Raw genomic sequence first — 24,342 nt, 5'->3', positions numbered from 1 at the left:
GTTAATAACCTCACCTTTTCAAAGTCACTCACAACAATCACCTCTTACTTGAAACAGAGTTATCTTTAGAAGCTTTGATTGGTTTCATTCAAATTCCCCTTAATTAACCCGTAACATAAATCCGCAAATAACGGTCATTCGATAAACGCAAAAAGACATTCCCGCCATACGTACCTGAATAACTGCACGAACTGGTATCATCGTAGACGTGGCGGATTGCTGTGCTTTCACCAAAATAATCGCGACCTCTTCTTTTCTGTCCCTCAACCTGTAAGCGACACACTATTTCAAAGTCATGGCACTGATGCTGGTCGAGTTCCAACTCGATAGCTTGATAAATTTTTGCCCTCAAGGTGCGCTTGAGTTTTTTTAAAAGACACTTGTGACGGCGTTGCTCTGCTTTGTAGTGTTCACTCTCTCGTCGCTCTGTAAACTCACATTCACCTTCATACACTTCATGACAGTTAAGGTGAAAAGACAACATTCCCTTGGATACATGCTCATCACTTTGATAGATGGAACAGCCACACTGAAAACACTGATCAATGACCATTTTTAAATTTCCCATATTAGTCTGAATCTATGATTCTCGTAAATAAACTCGGTTTCTTTTCAACGTTACCTAACATCACCGAACCACCGATTGGTTAGGCTTGACGACTTTCGCTTTTATCAAACGCATTCTTTCAATACGCTTTGTAAAAGCAAGTAACGCTTATTACTGGTCGCGAGCGTTTCTGAACTAGCTACAACCAACTTCACACAGTTGCTAATTAACACAAGCGGCAATCATCCCAAATAATACCAATTGTAAGTAGGTGTGGCGGTGATGATTACGAAAAAGGAGCCCGAAGGCTCCTAATAGTCTATTTAATTAATACTCTTAAGCATTTCTCTATAAGAAATTACCTTAATTCCTAAATAGGCCGATAACACCACCAGCCCTGATGGAATTACCCATGCCATTAGTATTAGAACTTGAACATATACTCTCTGTTCCTCTTGTACCGGCATACTTGCACTGTTTGGTTCTACCAATCTCACAATGCCAGCTATGAGGCTAAAGCAAAATACAAAGAGCAGAGCCCTTAATGGAATCATCCACACCTTCATTATTTATCCCCTATAGTTACTTAATTTGAACGAAGTTCGGTCCAACCTTTTGGATAGCCCATGAATTCTTCAGAAAAAACTGGCGAAAGACCACCGTCATTAATCCCGAGCTTCATGAACTCCCCGACTAAACCACCGAGGCCACCAGGCCTATTGAGTCGCGACTTAGTCGTGAAATTATTATTACCATCACGAGCTATTAATGTCTGCCACATACCTTGGTAGGTAGTTTTTAGTGGATTCACCATAGAATCTCGAGGCCCAGTGTAGAGCGTCGAACCATTCATATAACCACGGGACGGTACTTTAAAAGGCTTAACCTTCTTCTCAAAAAGCCCAATAATATTGACCCAAGACTCTCCCACCAACGAACCGCTATACTCCGTAAGCAAGACGTCCTCTAAAGAGTCAACCTTTCCAAATTCTGCAATCACGATGGCATCGAAAATTGCTTTAGCTATGCAAGGAATGATGGAATTACCTAGGCTATTCAGTCGCTTTGTTCGGAGCTTTATCTGTCTCGGATTAAGTACAATCGCTGACTCAATAAACTCGTCACTAGCTTCATGTTTGAAAGGAAACTTCGAGTTTGGTGCTTTACAAGCTTCTTTCCTCAAAACACTGAACACGGATTTCCCATGTTTTGCTAATGGCGTACTTGGTAAATAAGCGACTAAATATTGTCGATGTCGATAAAATGGAAAACCAAAATGAGCAGCACTAACGCACTCGAACTCAACAACATATCCAAGTTTTTGGAGTTCATTGAGAATAAAATCAAGGCCTTTGTTAGTTAATTGTTCACTGTTTTCCATAATGCAGTAACTCGGCTCGAGCAATTCAATTACACGAAGTTGCTCATGAACTAAGCCACTCTTATCTCCTTGAATACCACTAGAATCATGGCAGTTTGCCGGACTAATGTTTTGGCACGGAAACCCACCACAAAGTATGTCTGGGAACTCGATCGCACCTTCGTAAAAGTCTTCAATTGACACTGTAGTAAACCCTGTCTCTTCTACTGCAACTAAATCGTCGTCAGCGTATGAGGCATGAGGGTGCTCTGATAATGGAACTGCTAGATTAGATATATCCCCACAGTTATCTAATCCAATTTTTTGGTCCAGAAATTTAACGTTAAAGCTATCTATTTCAGACCCCAAAATCGAATCGATCTTACCGGTCATTTCGCCAGCTCTCGTGAAGCCGGCTATACCAGTAAAGAGATCCATCATCTTTAAGTTTTGTTTACCACCCCTATGAAATGTTTTCATCATTTTTTCCCCTATAATTATTTAAAAGAATGCTTTCTGTTCATTCGTAAAATCACTGAACAAACAGGAGTTCATAGAACTCCTGTTTGATATCTACTCTTCGAACGATAACGATACATCGATATTCAGAGCAGCATCGTGTCCTTCAACAGAAATCCACATAGCGCCTTCAGCAACGTCCTCAACACAGTATTCAAGGTCGTTAGGAATGAGTTCAACTGACTTTAGAGCTTGAATCAGTTCCTCTTCCTCTCCGAATGGGATAAAAATACTTGGTACACCGGAAATGCTTTTCACATACTTTTTGCACAGTGATTGCTGCCCAGATAACACCAAGTGCTTATCTTTTGACTTGAGTAATGACTTCTTAACCTGGTCATCTTCAAGTCCAATCAGATCATACTCAGTAACAGTTGCTACTACGAACATGGTTGTCCCCTATAGTTATTTAACATCACTTTTTAATAGATCATTAACTGACTCTAAACACACTGTGAGCGATTTCTCTGGTGTCGATTTCTTCGTAAATTGCCCACCCAATAGAATTGCTGTGCGCCATCCATTATGAACTGACCAAACATAGAAAGTACCCACATCGAGCTTGTACTCGAAAGTAAGCTCATTCGATGGTTCAGGGTCGTACTCATTAAACACTTGCTTAGGTAATCCACTTTTATGCTGATATACCTCGTAACCAAGTTTTTTTGCCAATGGAACGCATTCAATATCGTCGCGAAGATTCATTCATTTATCCCCTATAATCATTTGATTTTTCATAGCAAAAGCTACGAATATTTAATCTACCATATGTTACCGTAAACTAATAGTTCGGGGCTCGGTAAAACCGCGCCCCGTAAAGACCAACTTGCATTGAACTAAGATCGGCGGCCCCGACTTATTAAAAAAGAGATGGCATTGACTAGCAAAGATGCAAAAACACCGAGAAGTATTGATAGGATATGGGGGCTAGCTGACTCTAAGTTTTCAGTCGCCAAAATGCAAAGCATGATCGTAACTACACCCGATATTAGTCCAATCAAGCTTAGCTTCTTAATGCTCGCGTCTAACCTTCTCAATCGAGAGGTCCTGATTAATGCCTCCAAATGTTTGACTTCGCGTTGTCTTGAACTATCGAGCACATCACAATTGACTTCATGTAAATCTTTGTCCTTCCACAACCAAGAAATATTAATGTTTTGAAGCTTATTAAAGTCTTCTGTAGTGACCAACTTCCGCCCAAAACGTGAATGAATTGCCAATTCAGGTCTTTCATTAACCGGAATAGCTTCAATAATTTCGTTGGCCTCTAGTGCTAGGTCGTGACCATCGGTACACCAAACAGCAGCCATGTTTGTTCTAATACCTTCGATTAACTTATCCAACTCTCCAAGCTGTTCATTCAACTCTCGTACTTTACACTCACGTTTCTGTTTATTTTCTAGTTTAGGTTCCAAGTATTCACAAAAATAGTCCACTGTAACGAGGTCAAACTTTTTCGTTTGTAGCTTTTCTTTAAATTCAACTTCGTCTGACACTAAATCGACTCTATATTTAGGTGAGCCGTCATGGGCTTTGATTCCTTTCAGGTGCGCCTTAAGCCCTGCATAATTGTCTTTTCCGAAATCTGGGCGCTCAAACATTAAGACGGATCTCTGCTGGTCTAAGTATTTCTTAAGAAGCAGCCTTCTACAATATGACGGAAATGAAGCAAATTTATGTAATAGAGTCCCTATCTCGACTACCTTTTCAGCAAGCTTTGAGTAGCCATCTTCACGGACTACCTTTTCATCTTGCTTTGAGTCTTTATCCTTATTGTCGACATCATTTGGTTCTTGGGTCATGAATCCGTACCTTAATTTCAGGAAATTAAACAAAACCGGAACGACTGCTATTGACGCAAAGTCGTTAACGCTTTGACGTTAATAGCATTGTTAGATCCGTGCGCATAACAGACTTATGGTGAATTACCTTTGGTTTGTTTGCCACCGGTTTCGTAGCGATAAGTAGTAGCATCTGGCTGAAACAGTGAAGATATGCGGCGCACAAAAAATTCCGAGACTAAAACCTATCACTGTAATTGGGTGAGGTAGATGTTCTAGGTTCTGAAGTATCAATCGTTTACCTCCAACTAACCATGTTTCATCAACCATTAAGTTCACGTAAATCGCTAGTGTTATTAAAACACCAAGCTTTACAATCGCATCAATCAAATTGAACCATTTACCCTCTAAAACGAAATAGCGCTTCAGGTTCAATGGCATCTTATTGTAGTCGCGTTGAATAGACCTCTCAAAGCTCTTCATAAGGTTGGCACCTTTTAGCCGGATTAATCAGTACAAGCTAATTTTGCAAGCTTGCGAAATTAGCCACCTTTTTTTTCTGCTGTTCTTCTAGGTAACTTCGCATCGCTTTAATTGAGAGCTCTACATATAATTGCAATGACTTACCGCTTAAGGTAAGCGCTGTAACAGGAAGCTCTAACTCTTTTGCTGCTCGTATAAAATCTTTATTTGGATTCGCTTTAAATTCACTTGTGATACGGGACATGATTTCCAATTCCACCCCCCACAAATCTACCGTTTGGGCTTGAATCTGCTTTTGCAGACATTGCGCAATACCAAGCCCCTCCTCTGCAAGTAACTTTTCCCATACATCTACCCAAAGATAAGACGCATTTTTACAATCGCTGATTACGTGAGGTGGCAATGGTTTTAAGCAATCACACTCATGAATCACTAGCCTGCCAGCTTCCTTAGCATTCCTCCAAAGCCTTAAAGTTTTTCCACTAATCAGAGATTCATAGTTTTTAATCAGGTCAGCATCTTTTTCCAACACAATCAGCCGTTTGACCGTGTTTTTTTGAAGCAGACTGTTAGCGATCATACCTAACCCTAAGCCAGCTACTACAACCTTGCCTGTCGCCGAATATTCAGCACACAAGTGACTTTCAAATTCGAGTGGAGTACAACTCATCCAAGGAACACCGTTCTTTACTAAAGCTACACCTGTTCCATAAGTTGAAATATCACTAAAATACCCTTTAGCTGATGAAAAACTAAAACGCTTTAGCGACCAATCACCCACGTCAATTTCCCCTTTAGAGTAAAAAGGTATGGAAGGAAACAAGCATAAGTGTTTATCAAGTAGCTTAATCAGGTCCGAGTTACCAATCATTTGAAACATATCACCCTCACTGCAACATGCATTTCTGTGAAAGAAGTTCCAAAACATCTTCCGGTTCCCAACCATGAGCTGTTAGACCATTAGCAATAGGCCTCCAACTCTCAAATTTTCCATTTGTATGTATTACTCGACACCAATACCCATCTGAGTCACGGCTAACTACTTGACTCGGCATTGCTGAGCCAAATTCTCTTTTGAAATATACCAGAACAAATCCAATCGCATTGGTGAGAGAGGTCAGAGGTTTATCTTCAGTTTCGTCAATCAATACCAATACATCGTCTTCAACCGTAAAAGAAAAAGCCGTGCGATTCCCTGTCGGTAATGTTAGTAGCTTGAGCGGCTTAAGGAACCGCATTGCCTCATCGAACGTTCTGGCTTCTAGTCGCTGTCCTCCCCATCTTTCGCATGTGACTGGGGCCGTCGGTGTGCGACTGAACCATTCAGTTACATCTTTTGGGGTCCTTAAAATACGTTTGTTATGCATATTCTTATACTTTCTCAATAACAGTTACCACTACAATTATCGACATTCTAACAGTCGATAACCTGATGCTTTAATTGTTCTTACATTAGCAAAAAACTGTAACGCTTCATTCGTAATTACTTCTTCGGTAAAACCTATCTGATACGTGCCCGAACTCGTTCTAAATCCATCTTCATATGGTACTCCCTTAATAGCTCGGTCTTTATCTGAGCGTACTGCAATGAAGCACACACCGCCCTGTTTTGTTACTTGTCGTAACTGGGACCAAACAACAGTTCGAGACTCAAAAGGAAGGGTATTAAGAACGTAAAAACATACAACGAAGTTAAAGGAAGTTCCTAGAATGTTAGTTCTACAATACGTGTAATCGTAGTCACTACAATTGCCGCTGACGGATCTTATAAGGTCCGAATCATGGTTATACTTACCTTTACCAAAGTTCAAACAAGATGCCTCTTTTGGTATCAAGCCGCGTTTATGAAGTTCTTTCATTGGTACGGATGGCCCATTCCGATAAATGGCCGTTTTTGCACTTATCTTAAAATCATTTTCAATGGCTTCAGTCACAACTAAACCAAAGTCATTGAATCTTGGTTTTGCACAGCTCATCACTAATCACCTCCACTGATAGTTCTTAAGAGCATATCGCACCTGAAAAATACGCAAGCGACCTTAGAGCAAACAACGAAACCTAATCAATTCAAACTAATTGATAGTCGTTACGACTGTTTAACTAGACAACTTAACTGAAATACTTCCACACAATATTCCATACAAAATATAAGAGTATTATTACGTTTATTTCATTTGGGCATACCATGAACTCGAAACCAAAAGGACGAAATTACCCATTTCCACCCAGAAGCAGTGCTCTTTGGGTGAGATTTCACGTTACCTATGATCAAGCCGTGGAGATGTTCTATCAGCAAACGGCGATGCAGCAATTTCTTGGAAACGACCCTCTCGTATACAGTAAGGTTTACAAAAAAGTTAAATACAACTCAGTGGTTGAAGCGCAACAAGCACACACAGAACAACAGCTTGAATTTTACCTAAGAAAAGAGAAAGAACTTCTCCTTATGGAGTCAAAAGGCATTAAACCTTTTGTAAATTGGTGTAACGCGATAAGAAGTAGAAAAAACCCTACAGAAAGCGGGTTCGCAAATCCGGCGGAAAGACCGCTGACTCCCATCGGAACAATTTCCAGTACCACGACGAATACAAACAATCTGCAATTTGTTGAATCTACAACCCATGAAACAACCAAAGAACAAGGGCCTAAGTCGAGCGATGATCACAATAAATCTGAACACGTACGATTTTCACTAGGATGGATGCAAGTCACTGAGAAACAATCTCAGGAATCTTTATGGGAAGAGCTTTTCACTTCAGAAACCTCACCGTCACAGAAGAAACTCATTATCGATTCAAACTCACACCTCAATGAACCTGTACTTGAAGGAGAAATAGTCGTACTACCAACCTCTTCACCTCAAACTGAATCTGAGCAATCGGATTTTAGAAATTTAATTGAAGAAGCGACCATTGCTAGTTATGAGCTCGCAAAGCTATTAGATACTGAGGTAGCGACGCTGAATAGGTATTTTGAACTATTGTCACATCAATTAAGCGTTCGAATTGCCAACGATGGTCTACCAAACGACTATTACGCCCAAGTGTCAACTGGTGTTGGTGCAACAGCCACTTTAGTTGAACAGAACTTAACGAACATCACTAGGGTCCTTGAGGAAATCAACACGCTCTATGTATCACAGGTTGCTATGGCTAGTCGCACTGGTTCAATGAACTATGGGACGTTTATCTCTCAACGTTCAGAATTGTTGACTAAACTTGATGGTTCGTTTGCCATGTTATCCAAAAAATCTGTTCAACTTCCCGTCTATACGCAGCTTAAGAGAAATCTCAAGCTGTCGACTAAATCAGTGGTTCATAATGCAGATGAAATCCTAAAGAAAGGTTACGTACGGAACCTAGGAAGAAAAATTGGGAATATTTCTATTGGCATTAGCGCAGCGCGAGGGATTGGTCATGTAGGACTTTTACTGGGTGCGGCCAGCGGTATGAATAGCATTTATGAAGCATGTAATATTGATGCTTCAGGGGACTGCGCTAAAACAACAACTCGTGAAGTAGCAGGATTCATGGGGGGATGGTTTGGAGGAATCAAGGGAGGTGCTTTGGGGGCATCAGCTTCTACAGGCATAGTTACCGGTATCGCAATTGTTCTGGGAGTTACTGCGTCTGCCCCAGTTCTTGCTATTGCAGCAATTGGTGGCGCAATAGCTGGTGGTGCCATAGGAGGGATCACTGGTTCCACTTTAGGAAAAGCTGCCGGCGATGAACTGTATTTTATCTATCAATGGTCAATGGAGTAATTACTTTGTTAGAAAACGCAATCATGGGAACTGCAACTATGTTTGGTGCTTACGCTATTTTATGGGCGATACCAGGTGTAGTTATCTCCGCAATCATTTCTCTGGGCGATTATCGACACATTGTTTTTATCGATAAACAATTAGCTAAGAGCATTACAAAAATCTACGACGAAAAAGGTGATATGCGACCTAGTTACAAACTCTCATATGCTATTGGAAGTCGCTTCTTAGATTATTGCTTTTCCTATCCATTTATACAAAAAAGAGCATCGAACAAGTCAATTAGGTTTAGGGCATTTATGTGGCTCAATGCAATTGGTTGTTGGAGTTGGGTTTTTGCTATAGTGCTATCACTTCTCGGCAGGGGTGTTATGGCCTAAACACTATTTTTGATGCGAAAAAGCCGAACAATTTTTCGGCTTTTTGATTCATTTAATCGCATGATCTCTCGGGCAAAATCTATGTAATCAAGAACTTTGCAAGGCTCGGCAGTATCTTAAAGTTCCCTTTGATCGCATCGAGCACATCAAGCTCTATATTAAGCTCATCAGATGCTTGATTGTTATCCTTAATCCACCCTTTCAGAAAACCAAACTGCACGTTCAAAGTGCATAAGAAGTCCTGATTAAACCTTAAGTGAAGGTTGTTATTTTGATGCCACTTAGCATCAAATAGTAAAACCCAATCCTTTAACGTATGGTTATAGTAAAAAAACTCTTCCTTCTTACCGAAGCAAATTTCCCTTTCTGAAAGCCGTTTAGTCTTTGTCGTATCAAAACCTAAGTTGTAGGCTATTGTCAAAGCATCATCCACCAAAGTGTCATCTGCTCGAATTATCACACGATAGTCTAACTTAAAGCGATCTAACGATTTTGGCGTTTTGGAATACTTCCACTCATCTTTACCGAAAGTCTTTAAGTTTGATTTATAGAGAACAATATTTGCCTCACCAACTAATGATTCAACAAAACTAATAAGCTGACGGTCAAAGTAGTCATTGCCATTTTTCACAACCCATTCAACCACTGCGAGCGCGTTGGAAACTGTAAAGTCAACTTGTGTATGTTCCAACAAAGTGCCAATGACTTCGTCGCGTGATTCTGAGGTTAAACGTTGAGTAATCACCTCCATACGGTTAACAAGTTCATTCCAATACACGCTTTTGAGAGATTCTATTTTTAGCTTCACTGCTTCCATAACCCCTCTCAAATTTACGTTTAGCTCACTCAACAAATCAGAATCAATCTCCGCTAGCTTCAAGTAATTTGACATCAAATGGTCCATATCCTCTAAATAGAGCTGTTCCAATACGTTGATATAACCACTATTCGCTACAAGCTTATTGCTTTTGTTAATCTTTTGCTTAACACCACGCCTTACAAGGTCAACGACCTCATAATTTGCAAGATCATTGGCTTGAATCGACATTTTGAAATTTGATTTAAACCATAGACTGAACGGCTCGACATAATTACGAAACCCTGACTGTACATAGTATTCAGGCTGATCGGCCAATTGGATTCGAACAATATGGACTTTTGCTCGCGCCCTCCTCTCAGCCTGAGTAAAATCACCCTCAAAAATCACCTTTGCTTTTGCCTTACGGTCTTTGATCGCAGAAGCTATGTCCTTCGAACTCTCCCAACGTTTTGGAATAACAAGATATAAAGCTTTTGCTTGAGACTCCCTGATTAGCCGAACTGCCCAATCAACATAGGTCATGTATGGCGGATTTGAAAAAACAAGATCTACCCTCTTATCAATGAGAGTTTGGCTCTCAAAATCAGTCCCGACAACAAACACATCATTTGGCAGCAAACTCAGCAACGTTCGACTTTTCTCTATCGCATACTTTTTGCCCATAGTTAAATAATTTAGGGCTGAGCCGCAACCGGCACCGACATCGAGGACAGAGTCATAAACCTCACCGCTGTCCGACGCACCAAACTTTTTAACAATATCAGTCTTAACTGCCTCTAACATGCGCTCGGTTGTCGGATAATACTCAAAATCCTCAGAACACTCCTTGAGCGTCTTTACAATTACACCTGTTGACATGTCGAACCTCATACATAAATCCAAACCAAACGATACGACAGTGTTCAGGACACGCAAATTCATATATATTCATCACATTGCTTCGCAATCATTAATTAACTAAAGGGGATAAATATGAATCCATTTGCGATCTTGGAAGAAAATCACTCTCACAGAGCGAACAAAGCAACAGTAACAACAGTAGCTTTGATTACCTCAAACCATAAGTTTGAGGACCTATGGGCCCGTATAGCTCAATCGTTTATTCGAGACTTACTAACTGACTTATCAAATTACGACTCCTCAAAATCAACTCTGAACGAGAGCTTGTTCGTAAACGAAAAATGTCAGGCATGTAACGATCTCATTGACGATGAAGTACCGGTTGAATGGCTTGATGACTACCTTGCTCTCCTTAGTGAAAATTACTTCGTTAATGACAGCCCTCAAGTAGCTGATTGTGACATTAGACGCGAGACTTATATGCGGGTTGAAAAAGAGCTAAGCAAAAGAAACAAAGCTCTTAAAAACGATGGGTGGTCTGTGCTTGAACATAAAGTTCGAACACATAAAGAAAAGCTTCGAACCTATCTGACACACTCTTTCTTGATTAGTGAGTATTGTAAACTAATGGACAAATCTAACTCCACTCGAGAGCAGTTGAGGGAAAAAGAAAGTTCTTGGTCAAAGCTTGCTTGTCGAGGATATGTAAGACAAGCACGGGAAGAAGAGTTCACTGAAGCGCCACCTCTGCGTGAAAAAATCTTTTATCAAGCAAAATTGATAAAAGCATACAGAGAAATCATTGCGCACATTCTTGGTGGATGCCAGTTAGACAACAACGGAGATTTACCTCTAGTCGTCTGCGACCCTGGGTATTTCAACAACATAACACTTGGCGTGTTTCATCACTCTAGCAAGGTAACTTCGGTCAAGCCTAATAGTTTGTGAACACCCATCAACTCAAAACCATATTCCATTGTTTGGAATATGGTTTTTTTTAGTGATTTCTCTCATTAATCACCGGAATCATTACAACTCATCCCAATGCTTAAATAAGCCAAACCAACTCCTGTTAACTCTCCACCCTGAACAGCGATCGGTACATCGGCCTTGACAGCATGTCCAACGGGTCTATTTTCTTCAATTCGGTTCTTACTTGGTTCAGAAGAAATTGAAGTACAAACTCGCGCCGCAGTTTTGATCGCATAAGGTAAATCATTCTTCTTAAGTGAATCATTTTCTCGCTCCAAGTGAAGCAAGTCTGATTTCAGTGAATCAATTTCTCTAAGAGCTTGGTTGAGTTGGTTCTCCAACTCAAGTAGCTTGCGTTTATTAAACAAATCAAAATTAAACATGCTTCTCTAGGCCCTCTCTTGGCTCTTCTGAATAGGGTACTTCCAGTTTACGATACATCCAACTCATCGAAGGACCTTCATTGCCATTAAATAACGAAATCTGAGACATTACAGACATATAAGAGCAAAAAAAGAAAAGCCGGACTTTGTCCGACTTTGCTTTTCAATTCAAGCAGCAAAAGCATTACCTTTTGCTCTTGATTTTTTCAATTTCATACTGCGAAGAAATTCTAGTGCTGGACCAGAGTGTTTGAACTTTTCTCCGATCAATTGAATCTCATCATCAACAGAACTAGGTAATGCGCCAGCCTCAAGTAAAATTGTTCTAATTTTCCTTTCAGTGACCACACCTAGCAGTTCAATAGAAAAACCATTCGCATTCAAATACACCTGAATATCTAAGATGTCAGTGAGCAATTTACTAGCATGAGCCTTAGTAACCTGACCTGAATCAATCTTATCAACATAATCCTCCAATTGGTTCTGTAGAAAAGAAAGCACAGGCATAGATTCATCCGCCTCAAAAGCACTTGAACATTCAAAGATGGAACCGCTTGGACAACCACATGACTCAGAGAATACGTCATACCCTAGTGAAAAATAGAGGTTAATAACCTCATAATTCCCCTTCAACCAAGGTTGTTTAGATTGAAACAAATAGATCCACAAATCATCCGAAGTACAGCCTTCAAACAACTCTATAACAGTAGCGTTTTTTACATGGACGTCGGAATTATTATACGTTTCCAACTCAATTTTATTCCTTTGATGTCGCGAAGAGACGAATTTAACTCCACCATAAACAAGAGAGAGCTTGGATAACACATCATAGTAAGCATCAACAAATAGCTTTGTTGTGGCCGTATGATATCCGTAGCTTCTTCTGTGTCCCAGTAGGTCGACCCACATGTCATCCACTTTAGAACAACTTCTGATTACTGTGATTGGGAACCCCATAGTATTCGCACAATCCTCAAGCTTAACTAGTAGTTGATCTACAAATCGAGTCACAACCAAATTGCCAAAATTTTGAGTATTAGCAACAATGAATATTTGCCTAAGTGGTAATCCTTTAACTGAAAGGTCCGAACACAAGCCCCATAAGCTAATTAGCTCACAAAGCGAGTTTTTGTTTCCGGTTAAAAACATTACAAACGGCTTATCATCTGCCTCATAGTGATATTCAAGAATACTTTGAGTACAGCTATTGCTTACACGATTCGAACGCATTATTTGTCCCCTATAATCATTGATAATAACGAAAATCGTCGTCGTTAATCTTAGTCGCTGTCTATTCGCCATTCAACTCTTACATTCTAGAACTGAGGTCAAAAGTGTTGTAATCTTAATCTATTGGTCAAACGACTAATACTTCAAATGACTACAGGGGACAAACTACTTATGCTTTCATATTTAAGGAAAGAAGACGTTATCGCATCTTCTTCAACAATAAACCACGACTTCCTAGATTGGCGCGAAAAGGTACTTTGGCACCACATTCTTGGCGAAGAAAATGAGGATGGTTTCATTACCGGACTAATGTTTATTGAAGTTGTCGATAACTATAAAAAAGCTCTAAGAGACGGTTATATAGCTCAAATAGGGGTAAGCTTTGGAAAGGATAGCGGAGTATTATTACTTGCTTTCTACATCGCGTGTGTTGAATTGAAACTAGAAGGTTTCAAACCTGAACATAACTCGATCATAGTACATAGCGATACTCGTGTAGATAATCCAGAAATCAGCAATCTTGCTAAGAAACACTGGAATCAATTAGTAATGCAAGTCGTATCTCTCGACCTACCAATTGATTTTGTATTGGCTCAACCAAGCTTCTCTCAATCATTTGTCGGACGTGTTGTTACTGGAAGAGGGCTTCCAACAACTACTTCTAGCAATGTGAGACAATGTAGCATGGATTTAAAAGTCAATCCGTCAACACAAGCTGTAAACCAGTATCTACGAAAAAACGGCATCAAGCTCAAAGAGAATAAAGTCGCTTTATTTTTAGGCTCTAGAGACGATGAGAGCGTTATAAGATCGAAATCTATAGCATCCAAAGGAGGGACATCCAATCCGTTTAGTCTAACGTTTGATGAAAGCACATTACGTTACAATGCGTATTTTATTAAGCATTTTACTACTTCGATGATTTGGGAGATCCTTACATTTAGTGGTGAAGACAAACTAATTCCATCATTTATAAATAATTACGATGATGTAATCACTGTATACGCTGACTCAAGTTCGGAATGCATAATGTTTGCAACGAGCAAGACTGAAGCTGCCAACAGCGCTAGTTGCGGCAGTAGGCATGGTTGTTGGACTTGCCTAGTTTCTGGCGGCAGGGACAAAAGTATGGAGTCGCTGATCGAGAATGACGAAAAGTATGCATACTTAAAACCTCTTAACCGTATCAGAAACTACATTAGTCTGACTCACTATGATTGGGAGGCCAGAGTTATCACTAACAGAGGAATAGACAAATTTGGATACACGAAGATCCAACCTGACCTTTACGGCTTTGCAAAGGTCCGTCGAATTCTACACGGCATGATAACTGCTGATCACCTAGAGGAAGAGCGAGCTTATCAAGTAGCTACAGACATCGTAGAGGGGCGTATTCCCGATACAGCAGAAAACTGGGAAATGGCTACACCACGTTTCCAAACGATTACTGCGGAAGATTGCTTACGTATCGAGTATTTGTGGTCATTCCATAGCTTTTCAGACAAACCATTTCAAGCAATTGAGATTTGGAAAGATGTCTATGAGCATGGGATCTACGAGTTGTTCGAGGATGTTGATGATATGGAGGAAGTGAAACGAACTCCACAACCTGCACCATATTATCTTCACGTAGGGTCTGATTGGACAGACAAAGGCCTAAATCAAGGTCTTATTGATCATGAGTATGAAGCTGTTGCTTTTGATAGTGAAGGTTTGAGAGTAGCCTATGGTACTAGCTCGAATGAAACCTTCTTTGCGATGCCAGTAGGGCAAAGCAGCTCTTTAGCAGTATCAGAAGAAGCAGCAGAAATGCTCAAGTTAACACCAAAGGATTTCTTATCACGATCATACGAAGGCTATCACCCTACTCGTGCTGCTATTCAGTTGTTACGAAGTGGTGCCATCTCGATCGCGAAAGGGAAAATTGGCGTTTACCAAAAAATGGCTCAACGACAGCAGTTTTACTCTGCAAGAAAGTTAAATGGTCAAATATCTCTTACAGAAGCCTTAGCTCGAAGTGACCTTAATTTACTCTCTAGAGAGCAGTATTTGCAGGAAATTTCAAAGCATGGAGCAGTTGATTATGAAGATATTACTATCGAACCACTTGATGTAGATGAACTACTTTCATTATTCGATGTATCTCCCGAAGAGGATCAACTTTCATTGTTGGATTGCTTTGGTTTGGAGTTAGAAGAATATGATGATTCAACCGAATCGTCTTTTGTTCCAACATTGACCAGTAAATCAAAAATCAAAGTTGAGATAAATCAATTGGGATTATTCTAACCTAATCAAAAAGCACCGTAATAATTACGGTGCTTTTTTTACTTTTCTAGTTCTTCGAAACATTTCTTCCAAAGTTCAGGATCAAACTTCCAACTTGGCATTACCGGCTTGCCAGTTTTTATCTCTTGGTGGGATAGTTCAACATAAATGTTCGTGCGCTTTTGATTGTATAGTTCCGCGATACGATTGTAGTTTTCTACCCAAGGGGCATAAAACGCTTTGATAGCACGTCTACAAGCCGCTTCGTCACGGTAGCAAGCCTCAGAAATCCTGAAAACTTTGTTACGCCACTTACAAGTATCAAGCTCCATATAATTAACTTGTATTGCATCAACTGGGTTGACATCATTTGTTTGTGATATTGCACCAGAATGAATTGTGTCTTTAAAGTCTAGAAGCAATCCTAAAGGCTTTAGCGTACCTTCCAAGAAGAAACTCAAGCGTGTACAGAGTGCTTCATTCAAGTTAGAGCAATAGACAGAAATTCCTTCTGATTTAACCCGAACTTGATAACCAGATTTTTGAACACCTATATGCTGAAAATGAGTCTTCCTACGTTCTTTTAAAGCTTCACTCTTTGAGTGCTTCGGCCTCCAACCTTTCAATGAGTAAAACCTTCCGTTCATGAGGGCGTTAACACTGGCTTCTTTAGATTGTAGTCTTTTTGCAACTTCAGCAGCGGAGTTTGCAATCATCTCTGAACCATCATCTTTTATTAAAACGATTTTCATTGGCTTGCTTTCGCTAACTTTATCAACGGTCATAACTCTATATCTTTACTTTTCACGATAACAGTATTCTACAGCCCATCGTGGATCACGCTATAGTTACCATAAAAATTTTATCGCCCATTCTTGGCACGGTTAAATTTAACCAAAATTGATAGAAGTAAAACACCGGCCAAAGACCAAAATATGAAAAGTGGAGCTAAATAAGATAGCATTAAAGCTACGTCGCTCATCGATAAGCTGCGTACCTTTTCTAAGTCCATACTAGTTAAACCATGTATTAACTCTCTGGCCCTTTCTGCCTCTAACTGAGCAGCAACCTTGTCTCTTTCATCTTCAAGATCAGCTACCAATTTTGATGCTTCATATTCAGCTTCTTTACTTTTCTTTGCTTCATAGATCTCGACCTTCACTTCATCTGGTAAGTTCGACTCAATGATTGCGTTCGAGACCATTCCACCTGCGATTAAAATCGCAAAAATAATAAACAATGTTCGCATACTTCATAACCCTTCAATAAAAAAACGGCACTCAATGAGTGCCGTGACGGATCGCGAGGTTGAGCCACACTCTTTTTCCGCCAAAGAATAAGTAACACAACATATTTCGGGGGAAGATGTTGTTATGAAACGGAGTTCAATGCGAGTTTTTTCGGTCAATCTACCATTAAAGTGTGACTACATAGACAGCAGACAAAAAAGGGCCTAACTCTGATAGTTAGACCCTTTTAATGAATTAAGACATGGCTGAGAAGAATATAATGCTTTTCAACGCATCCACCTTTACTTAACTGACTAAGGTCAGTGTGTCTTATAGCTGCACAGATACTTACCTGGTTGTAGTAACTGTTCATCTCACTCATGACACGATCAAAAGTGATAGATGATTTGAGAGGCAATAACCCCTAAAAACTACTTAAAAGTTTAAGTTCTGATATGAACTTTTCTCGACTTTCTTGTGCTTTCTTCGAGCGTCCAGCTTTAAATGCAATAACCTTTTTCTCAAAGTCACCGACATTTAGAGTTACACCTACAACATTAAACTCCTTGAATATTTCGAGTAATAGGTCAAGGCGTTCTAATCCACGAGGTAGCTGAACAATGAAGTTTTCAATCTTTTCTGAATGCTTAAATGATTTAACAATCTTATCTTTGACATGATTGCCAATGCAGTCTCCATAATGATGATAAATCGAAACATTCCTTAGCTCTAAGTCAACTTGAAAACTTTCCATATCTTCGCTGAACTTAACCTTTGTCCCTTGCCCGTTATGGATAAGGTCAGAGTAGTATTTTGGTAAGCCGTTAGTAGATACGAGATCCGCAGAAAGAACGTCTAGCTCTTCAACAGGCTGTAAAAGCAAAGTCCAATCATTAGAGTTTGAAAAAGCTGAAATTCGAGCAAAAAGTTTTGACATAAATTTGTCCCCTATAGTCAATTGAATCAATACAAAAAGTACATTAATAATATAACGATACCTTGATTAAATGTAAACTTATACAAAAAGGGCAAGACCCAACCTGCCCTAATGTATCTGAGATTTACCTTGTTGATTGCCTTTCACCTATCTGGCCGGCTGCATTATCAGGTTTAGTGGCTTGCCCCCCTTTCTCACTTAACATGACAGATGAGATTATTTTGCCAATATCTTGACTCGACGCACTTAGGTCCATCAAGATCAAATTGCCACTTTCACCAACGCTGCTAATTGTATCTAGTCGATTTATCTCATTGATAAGTAAAATTGCATCTTGCGCGGAAAGCCCTGTAGACATAAGGTCTTCCATTGAGTCCTTGGCATTCTTCGCAATAGCTTCTCGCATTGCGGCCCACCCCTGCCCCTGAAGTTTTTTACTTTCTTTCTGCCCCTCAGCAATACCAACCAGTCTAATTTTTTCAGCTTCAGCAAAATTAGTTTCAGCAACTACCTTTTGTTTTGAAGCGATCACAAGATTATAGGCCTCAACAACTTCCTCCGAAGGTACAGGCTCGTCGATTTGAATAGAGTCGATTTCATAACCATACGTGGCAAACTTCTCTTGTAGTTGAGTTATCACGCAATCTTGAATATCTTTTCGGTTTTTGAACAACTCATTCATCAAAAGTTTGGTAGCTTCATAACGAATTATGTTTGCTAAAAAGTTTTTCATTTGTCCCTCAGGATTATCCAGTTCATAGTGCGCCCTGATCGGTCCTGTGTCTGATTGAAGAACTTTTACCTGAGCAAAAATTGGCAAAGTAACAAATGCGTCATCCGACGTTTTAACTTCCAATTCAAACTCCAAAGATACCAACTGCATATTTACTCTTGATACTACTTGAGTAATAGGTGAAGGAAGCTTCAAATGAAGTCCTGCGAATCTTGCTTTTCTATGTGGTTTTCCTAATGTCTCAAGTACAGCTCCTTCCTTACCTTTAACAATAAAGAAGCAAGAACTAATCATAATTCCTACGATTAGAGCCAAAAAAAGCTGCGGGATTACACCCCACAAAAATTCAAACATAACAATCACTCCTACGATAAATTTAGACGTAAGATAACCTAATAGAATCGAGGCCAGAATGTGCAAAACGCTCTTTGATCTATGATGTCACAAATATCTAACGTCCAATAATTTAACTCGACACACAAAACCACTAGTTTTCCTTTAACATTTGGCAAGTTTATATATACTGACAATGTTGAAAATCTATCAACAATTCAATTGATTAAAGGGGATAAATCTATGGGTACAGTTCTCACAACTGCCAAAGCTGGTGGTCTTTCATTTGGAAACATGGACACCATCACGTATGAGATAAACAATCTCATCGATTGGAAAAAGAATAAGCAAGCCGAGATAAACTTAGTTCGTTCATTCTTATCAGCCAATAGCGGCCTGATTCAGCATTACCTGACGGGTGATAACACACGTTTTTATACTGCTGATGACACTTATACCACTAGAAAGCTTGATGAAGAATGTTGGAAAAAAATCATTAAAGAGAGCGGAGTCAAACTCTTAATGACTACTGTCCAACAAAACAAAATGGATGAAGAGTTATCAAACAAACCGCTTCCGTTCGAGTTTGAGACCGTAAGGGAACAAATATCGAGCTTTACTTCCAATGCAAATAACCTCTTCGCTCAGCGCGTTGAAGATATCTTCAATTGCCTTAGCGATGTACATTTGACCAATAAACCTGGGCGATTTAGCGATAAGCTGATCATCAACGGTTTACCAAGTCATTATTACTTCTACGAAAGCAGAGCTGTTGCTGCATTACACGATCTACGCTGCGTAATTGCAGTTGTAAATCGAAACTTTGAAGTAATTGAAGAGTATGAAACTCATCGTATTTTAAAGATTTGCCAAGCAAACTATGGGAAACCACATAATATTGATGGGAATTCACTTTCAGTAAAAGTCTTTAAGAAGGGAACACTGCACATTCATATAGCTTCGGATATTGCCGATAAGCTTAATGATGTACTCGCTTTTCTTCACCCATTAGCCATCTCTGATAGCAAAAATGTGAAGAAGAACAGTTCGGGTCTAAAGCTTCAAAAAGAGTTTGTCTGCCGTGAAAGCCTCATACCAAACGATCTACGTTGCGCTCTCAGTAGAGCTTCCATTGAAGAGGGTTACGACCTAGTGCCTTCAAAGGATTTTCGAAGAGAGTACGACAGAGAATATAATGGGCTAACCAACATCACTATCGACAAATCAGTAAAAGATGCAGCCGATATGGTTCTTGGTGAGCTTGCCGAGGAGTCGAAATTATTTGGTGAAAAAGTATGTTACTCATTCAAAATTGGGTTAGATGAAGTTAAAGCCTTTGTAAATCAGATAATTTGCAACGGACTAGCTCCGCTAAACAAGGTTGACTCACAGTTCTACCAAACAACTGACAAACTTCGTCAGATTATTGCAGATGAACTTGAAGGTCGAGATCTTGAATCTATCAAATGTTGTGAGCCACAGTGCGGGTATGGGAAGCTAGCTAGTTTACTTCCAAAATCCGCTACTCTCATTGATATTTCAGATTTCAACATCAATGTGATGAAATCGAAGGGGTACCATAATGCTGTTAAAGGCGACTTTTTAAAGCTGTCTCAAAATGGTTTTGTTTTTCAAGATTTAATCATTTCGAACCCGCCTTTCAATGGAAATAGATACTTGATGCACACAAAAGCTGCGCTCTCTATATTAAGCGATTCCGGTGAAATGTATGCAGTGCTACCTAGCACAGTAAAATCACATAGAGAATCCTTACAACGAGAGTACAACGTATCAACAGAAATTCTTTGGGAGGGGGTTGAGAAATTTGAAGGGACTTCTGGTGTATCAGTTGTTGTCATGTATTTCGGTAAAATTGAAAGTAGTGACACATCTCTTAATGAGAACTGCTCAAGCTCAAAGGTTTCGAATAACGAACTTCATTCGCGCCTTCTAAGCTTATTCTAAACTAAACAAAGCCCTACTCGTAGGGCTTTTTAATACCCTGTATACGGAACGATTGATTGAAAATCTCGGGGTGGACACCTATGGTACTCTTCAATCTTTAAATACCCATTTGAAATATGTTCCGGCCAACTAAACCTTTCACACTTATCCGTCTGCACAACAAAAGCTAACTTTCTCCCATTTAACCAAGTTAGTGGTCTTTTAGAAATTATTCTCTCAGTGCTAACAAGACGCTCATATCCACATTCATGATTCCAATCATCCGAACTACTTTCTCTTGAAGAGATATGAACTTCAGCAAAAGGACCAAAATGGGCGGCTAAATCACCCATAAATTGAATTAAACCTAGTTCATTCGCTTTTTGTGCTAATTCTTTTTTGACGTTCAATGGTTTATGCCTACAATCTAGTATGGGAACCATGTCATGTTTATGACGGATACGTAATTGTAAGTAAATTCGGTTTCCCGTACCATGATTTAAACCCATAAATGCATGGTTATTAAATAAATTATAGGATAAAAATAGAAATGATTAATAAGTTAATAAATAAAAGAACTGTGGAAAGTGAACTAAAAGAATTTTCTATCGAACAGATTGAAAGAATGCTCGAGAATGTCCAGAGTGTTTTAACAAAAAGAAAAGAAGAAGAACAACTAATTAAACAACAAGAAGAAGAGCAAGAACGAAAACTGGAAGTGTATGTTAAACAAATGAAGGAAGATGGTATAAACACAGACGAACTCCTTGCTTACATGTCTAATTCAGGGAAACAAACAAAATCCAAAAGAGCTCCGCGCCCTCCTAAGTACGTTTACAAAGATCACAACGGTGATGAGCAAACTTGGACAGGTCAAGGTCGAACACCTTCGGCAATGCAAAAGCTTCTTGACCAAGGCGACCATGTTTTGGATGACTTCCTGATCGACAAAACGAATTGATAATAAATGCCTTCTAAAGAGCCATCGCAATGCGATGGCTCTTTGCTATCCCCCTCATATCAGCAAGCCTTTACACATTTCTACCTGAAACAAATTAGTTACAAAGATAGTTCTGCTTAATTTATAGACGCCTATCTACCTCTGTCATCACAGTTTATTAGAAACAAAAGTGTCTATGCTGTCTCATTTTCTTAATTAATTATAAATTTTCTAAAAGCACTCAAAAAATGACCTCCAAACACACCATAACCTATTGTATATATTAGAAATTTTATTTTTAAGGTCACGTTCCTGTATCCTATTGTTTAGGCAGATACAGACTCATCCAAAATAAAGCCTTTTGCGCACACCGTCTGTGGATAACCTGTTAATTACCCATGCCGTGACCTTAAATTAACCATGCAGTGACTTTAAATTTACCTACCCAAGACCTTGATTTTACCACTCATTGATCTAGAGATAACCTGCAAAGGATCTTGAAGAGACCTATGAGAGATCTAGAAATGCCACTGCAATAACCATTTATAAAACAGTAGCTTATGACCATCTTAAATATGGAAATAAACAAATAGAAAATGAAAAAAATGAAAAGATCTAATTTGATAAATCTCTGGCTGAATTTTAGGCAAAGAGTCAAAGTCACGAAAAATCTGCTCGATGTTGGGGAAGATGCAGACACGTTGATCGAGAATTAAAAAAGGTATAGGCTGCACTAACGTTAAATATAGCCAATTGAAACATTGTGATAACAGAAACGTTAAACCTATCCACAAAAATGGAAATAGGTAAAAAGTCTTTCATCTACGTGCCAGACACCTTTACAGCGTCACCTTTCGAACTAGATGACATAGAATCGCAATTGGTGGCTAACGACATAACCTATTACAAGTCAATTCTGAAAACCAAAGAGGCGTTTAAGAGCAACCTCATCCCTATTGAGCTCGTTAACCAAGTTTACGCCCACGAACTTGGTATAGAAGATTGGTCTTCAAAAACAAAAAACTTCTACAACAATCGCATTAGAAATCTGACCAAAGAAGAACTGCTCGAAAGTGTTAATGCTAAAGTAAATGGTATAGCACTGAGAGGCCGTCAGAATTGCCTCAAATTGAAATCAATGAATGCTGCAACTGCTTTAAAAGCTCACGAGGCAAAAAAAGCTGCACTAGAAAAAGTATCTGCACAGAAGAAACAAGGGTCATTAATAGGTAACGAAATCCGTCGTGGTCATTTAAAACTACCAAAGGAAAACAATATTCTTAGAGTGCTATCTACTAAGGATGCTATGTATTCGTTATTGTTTGCGCCTGCACATTATAAATCTGACCGGTATTACGACATTAAAGCTATCGAAGTTCCTGAGTTCAGTGAAAAAATAAATATTAGTATAGAAACACTAAACCCAGACTCATACGTATCAAACCAAGATGAATTTATGACTCTTTTGGCAATGTTTACATTATCTCATGAGTATTTTGTCCTTTCTAGAAATATGCTGAATCATAAGCTAATTGAAAATAGAGTTCCTATTCGAATTTCGGATATTGCAAAAGCTCGTGGGGCAAGAGAAAGCACAGTAATAAAACAAATAAACAGATTAATGAGAACTGATTACTTTATTACTGGTGCTGAAGAAACGACTTTACACGGAATTAAAATCGGCAATCACATCCAAAAAAAATATGAGTTTATTCAAGACTGTCGACCTTATTTAAACGATACGTTAGAAAGAACCATGCACTTAACCCGAGAAGAGCAATTAAAAGAGGCAAAAGTCATCCTTGTTGAGTGGTCGAGCTTTATGTACGACGCCTTGCTCAACGATGAAAAGTTCTTTGCTTACCCGAAGCACCTAATAGAAGCTAATACTGATGTATTCCAATTATACATGTCTATTAGAAACTCTTATCTGACACATTTAGAAGAAGGTCATTGGGAAAACTTATCTTGGGACGAGTTTAGCAATAAACTTAATGTTGGCCGAACATATCAAGATTTCTTAAAACACCTTGGAACGGGACTAAACAAACCTCGAATGCGCCACTCATCCGACGTAAAGTTCCTACAAGATAAAGGGGTAACATACATTGAGCTTTGGGGATATAAGCTAGCGTTTTTCGAAGAGGACCACGAGCAAAATGTTGCTGAAATTCTGAAAGGTAGCTTCAATGAGGACCAAGCTAAGTCAGTCCGCCACACGAAAAATACAAAAGGAAAAAACGTTCAAGTTCTTTTTTCAATTGAGCAAGAGAAATTCCTGTCTTGTTGTAAGACTCACCTTGCGCCCACAGTGAACAACCCTATAGCGACTGATGTTGGAAAGCTTGTAAACACAATGCCCGATTCATTAGTGCGAGAGATCTCTAAGCACTTAAAAATCAGTAGATCTTCTCATTTCACTACCGAAATTTGTGTAAATAAGAGGACCTTCTGGATTACAGCTTACGACACAGATGAATCCCTAAAAAATTTCGCAAGGGATTTAGAAGTCGAGTTGTCAGATACAGTAACCTTGCCTACCAGTGTCTTAAATATGTACTTAGTCCAACATAGGGCTAAAAAAAAGCTTTTACAGAGCAACAACCATTCGATCAACCCAAAACAGTTAAGAGAAGTTTTAGTTTGGTTCGTCCAAGCAGGCGGGTACCCTCTTCATTACTTTACTCAAGAAGGCGCAATGTCAAAGCTGCTCGCATACTTATTTAGGCGTACTCGAACTCTAGAACTAATTCTCAAACATGTAATTTATGGGAACGAGATGAACAACGAGGACTCAGTGCAACTTTTCAGCGACCTTCAGACATTCATTAATGAGGAGTGGACTAATAAGTAGGTCTGGTTTTCATTAAGAGTATCTAC

The 24,342-nt window shown here is 39.3% G+C and carries 23 protein-coding genes; 7 read left to right on the top strand and 16 right to left on the bottom strand.

The features are described from left to right. Positions 1-103: 103 nt before the first annotated feature. The 8 genes from J4N44_RS27035 to J4N44_RS27000 all read right to left on the bottom strand — a co-directional run bounded on the left by J4N44_RS27035 (position 104) and on the right by J4N44_RS27000 (position 6,666). Positions 104-553 carry a hypothetical protein gene (locus J4N44_RS27035; protein ID WP_069218740.1) on the bottom strand — a complete coding sequence of 150 codons (450 nt, stop codon included), beginning with the start codon at positions 551-553 and terminating at the stop codon, positions 104-106. Between the two features lie 580 nt (positions 554-1,133). Continuing rightward, the gene (locus tag J4N44_RS27030; RefSeq protein ID WP_252045881.1) at positions 1,134-2,390 is read right to left on the bottom strand and encodes a DNA cytosine methyltransferase; all 1,257 of its coding nucleotides are present in this window, start codon (positions 2,388-2,390) and stop codon (positions 1,134-1,136) included. A 90-nt stretch (positions 2,391-2,480) separates the two neighbouring features. Next, positions 2,481-2,816 carry a hypothetical protein gene (locus J4N44_RS27025; RefSeq protein WP_252045880.1) on the bottom strand — a complete coding sequence of 112 codons (336 nt, stop codon included), beginning with the start codon at positions 2,814-2,816 and terminating at the stop codon, positions 2,481-2,483. A 15-nt stretch (positions 2,817-2,831) separates the two neighbouring features. Further along, entirely contained in the window at positions 2,832-3,131 is a 300-nt protein-coding gene (locus tag J4N44_RS27020) for a hypothetical protein (RefSeq protein ID WP_069218744.1), read from the bottom strand. Positions 3,132-3,262: 131 nt separating this feature from the next. After that, entirely contained in the window at positions 3,263-4,228 is a 966-nt protein-coding gene (locus J4N44_RS27015) for a hypothetical protein (protein WP_252045879.1), read from the bottom strand. A gap of 499 nt (positions 4,229-4,727) precedes the next feature. Further along, entirely contained in the window at positions 4,728-5,570 is an 843-nt protein-coding gene (locus J4N44_RS27010; RefSeq protein ID WP_069218747.1) for a hypothetical protein, read from the bottom strand. 7 nt (positions 5,571-5,577) lie between these two features. Then, the gene (locus J4N44_RS27005; protein ID WP_069218748.1) at positions 5,578-6,057 is read right to left on the bottom strand and encodes a hypothetical protein; all 480 of its coding nucleotides are present in this window, start codon (positions 6,055-6,057) and stop codon (positions 5,578-5,580) included. A 36-nt stretch (positions 6,058-6,093) separates the two neighbouring features. After that, positions 6,094-6,666 carry a class I SAM-dependent methyltransferase gene (locus J4N44_RS27000; protein ID WP_069218749.1) on the bottom strand — a complete coding sequence of 191 codons (573 nt, stop codon included), beginning with the start codon at positions 6,664-6,666 and terminating at the stop codon, positions 6,094-6,096. A 209-nt stretch (positions 6,667-6,875) separates the two neighbouring features. On the opposite strand from J4N44_RS27000, the gene J4N44_RS26995 reads away from it, so the two are divergent. After that, entirely contained in the window at positions 6,876-8,453 is a 1,578-nt protein-coding gene (locus J4N44_RS26995; RefSeq protein WP_069218750.1) for a hypothetical protein, read from the top strand. Between the two features lie 5 nt (positions 8,454-8,458). Beyond that, entirely contained in the window at positions 8,459-8,833 is a 375-nt protein-coding gene (locus J4N44_RS26990) for a hypothetical protein (protein WP_252045878.1), read from the top strand. Positions 8,834-8,912: 79 nt separating this feature from the next. Here the strand turns inward: J4N44_RS26990 and J4N44_RS26985 are convergent, their stop codons facing one another. Further along, positions 8,913-10,511 (bottom strand): DUF4942 domain-containing protein, encoded by a 1,599-nt coding sequence (locus J4N44_RS26985; protein ID WP_252045877.1) that lies wholly within the window; start codon positions 10,509-10,511, stop codon positions 8,913-8,915. Between the two features lie 114 nt (positions 10,512-10,625). Here J4N44_RS26985 and J4N44_RS26980 point away from each other — a divergent pair, with 114 nt between their 5' ends. Then, positions 10,626-11,441, top strand: coding sequence for a hypothetical protein (locus J4N44_RS26980; RefSeq protein ID WP_252045876.1), 816 nt, complete (start codon positions 10,626-10,628; stop codon positions 11,439-11,441). A 65-nt stretch (positions 11,442-11,506) separates the two neighbouring features. Here the strand turns inward: J4N44_RS26980 and J4N44_RS26975 are convergent, their stop codons facing one another. Together J4N44_RS26975 and J4N44_RS26970 are read right to left on the bottom strand one after the other, a co-directional pair. After that, positions 11,507-11,848 (bottom strand): hypothetical protein, encoded by a 342-nt coding sequence (locus tag J4N44_RS26975; RefSeq protein ID WP_069218753.1) that lies wholly within the window; start codon positions 11,846-11,848, stop codon positions 11,507-11,509. A gap of 168 nt (positions 11,849-12,016) precedes the next feature. Further along, positions 12,017-13,078 (bottom strand): adenine nucleotide alpha hydrolase family protein, encoded by a 1,062-nt coding sequence (locus tag J4N44_RS26970; RefSeq protein ID WP_252045875.1) that lies wholly within the window; start codon positions 13,076-13,078, stop codon positions 12,017-12,019. A 171-nt stretch (positions 13,079-13,249) separates the two neighbouring features. Here J4N44_RS26970 and J4N44_RS26965 point away from each other — a divergent pair, with 171 nt between their 5' ends. Then, positions 13,250-15,367: an adenine nucleotide alpha hydrolase family protein gene (locus J4N44_RS26965; RefSeq protein WP_252045874.1), complete on the top strand. Its 2,118-nt coding sequence runs from the start codon at positions 13,250-13,252 to the stop codon at positions 15,365-15,367. Positions 15,368-15,405: 38 nt separating this feature from the next. On the opposite strand, the gene J4N44_RS26960 is transcribed toward J4N44_RS26965, so the two are convergent. From J4N44_RS26960 to J4N44_RS26945, 4 genes are all read right to left on the bottom strand, one after another. Continuing rightward, positions 15,406-16,131, bottom strand: coding sequence for a hypothetical protein (locus J4N44_RS26960; protein ID WP_252045873.1), 726 nt, complete (start codon positions 16,129-16,131; stop codon positions 15,406-15,408). A 77-nt stretch (positions 16,132-16,208) separates the two neighbouring features. Next, positions 16,209-16,595, bottom strand: coding sequence for a hypothetical protein (locus J4N44_RS26955; RefSeq protein ID WP_069218758.1), 387 nt, complete (start codon positions 16,593-16,595; stop codon positions 16,209-16,211). Positions 16,596-16,999: 404 nt separating this feature from the next. Beyond that, on the bottom strand, positions 17,000-17,512 hold the full coding sequence (locus tag J4N44_RS26950) for a hypothetical protein (protein ID WP_069218759.1): 513 nt from the start codon (positions 17,510-17,512) through the stop codon (positions 17,000-17,002). Positions 17,513-17,636: 124 nt separating this feature from the next. After that, positions 17,637-18,599 carry an SPFH domain-containing protein gene (locus tag J4N44_RS26945; protein ID WP_069218760.1) on the bottom strand — a complete coding sequence of 321 codons (963 nt, stop codon included), beginning with the start codon at positions 18,597-18,599 and terminating at the stop codon, positions 17,637-17,639. 222 nt (positions 18,600-18,821) lie between these two features. Between J4N44_RS26945 and J4N44_RS26940 the strand changes: the two genes are divergently transcribed. Beyond that, the gene (locus J4N44_RS26940; protein WP_069218761.1) at positions 18,822-20,543 is read left to right on the top strand and encodes a DUF4942 domain-containing protein; all 1,722 of its coding nucleotides are present in this window, start codon (positions 18,822-18,824) and stop codon (positions 20,541-20,543) included. A gap of 29 nt (positions 20,544-20,572) precedes the next feature. Here the strand turns inward: J4N44_RS26940 and J4N44_RS26935 are convergent, their stop codons facing one another. Continuing rightward, on the bottom strand, positions 20,573-20,932 hold the full coding sequence (locus J4N44_RS26935) for a hypothetical protein (protein ID WP_069218762.1): 360 nt from the start codon (positions 20,930-20,932) through the stop codon (positions 20,573-20,575). Positions 20,933-21,072: 140 nt separating this feature from the next. Here J4N44_RS26935 and J4N44_RS26930 point away from each other — a divergent pair, with 140 nt between their 5' ends. Both J4N44_RS26930 and J4N44_RS26925 read left to right on the top strand, forming a co-directional pair. Then, positions 21,073-21,483, top strand: coding sequence for an H-NS family histone-like protein (locus J4N44_RS26930; protein ID WP_069218763.1), 411 nt, complete (start codon positions 21,073-21,075; stop codon positions 21,481-21,483). A gap of 742 nt (positions 21,484-22,225) precedes the next feature. Further along, positions 22,226-24,316: a replication initiator protein RctB domain-containing protein gene (locus J4N44_RS26925; RefSeq protein WP_252045872.1), complete on the top strand. Its 2,091-nt coding sequence runs from the start codon at positions 22,226-22,228 to the stop codon at positions 24,314-24,316. The last annotated feature ends 26 nt before the right edge of the window (positions 24,317-24,342 follow it).

The sequence above is a fragment of the Vibrio sp. SCSIO 43155 genome (assembly GCF_023716605.1).
GTDB classification, from domain to species: domain Bacteria; phylum Pseudomonadota; class Gammaproteobacteria; order Enterobacterales; family Vibrionaceae; genus Vibrio; species Vibrio harveyi.
Note: the sequence above shows the minus strand (reverse complement) of the source record. Positions and strands in the feature narration are given on the sequence as shown.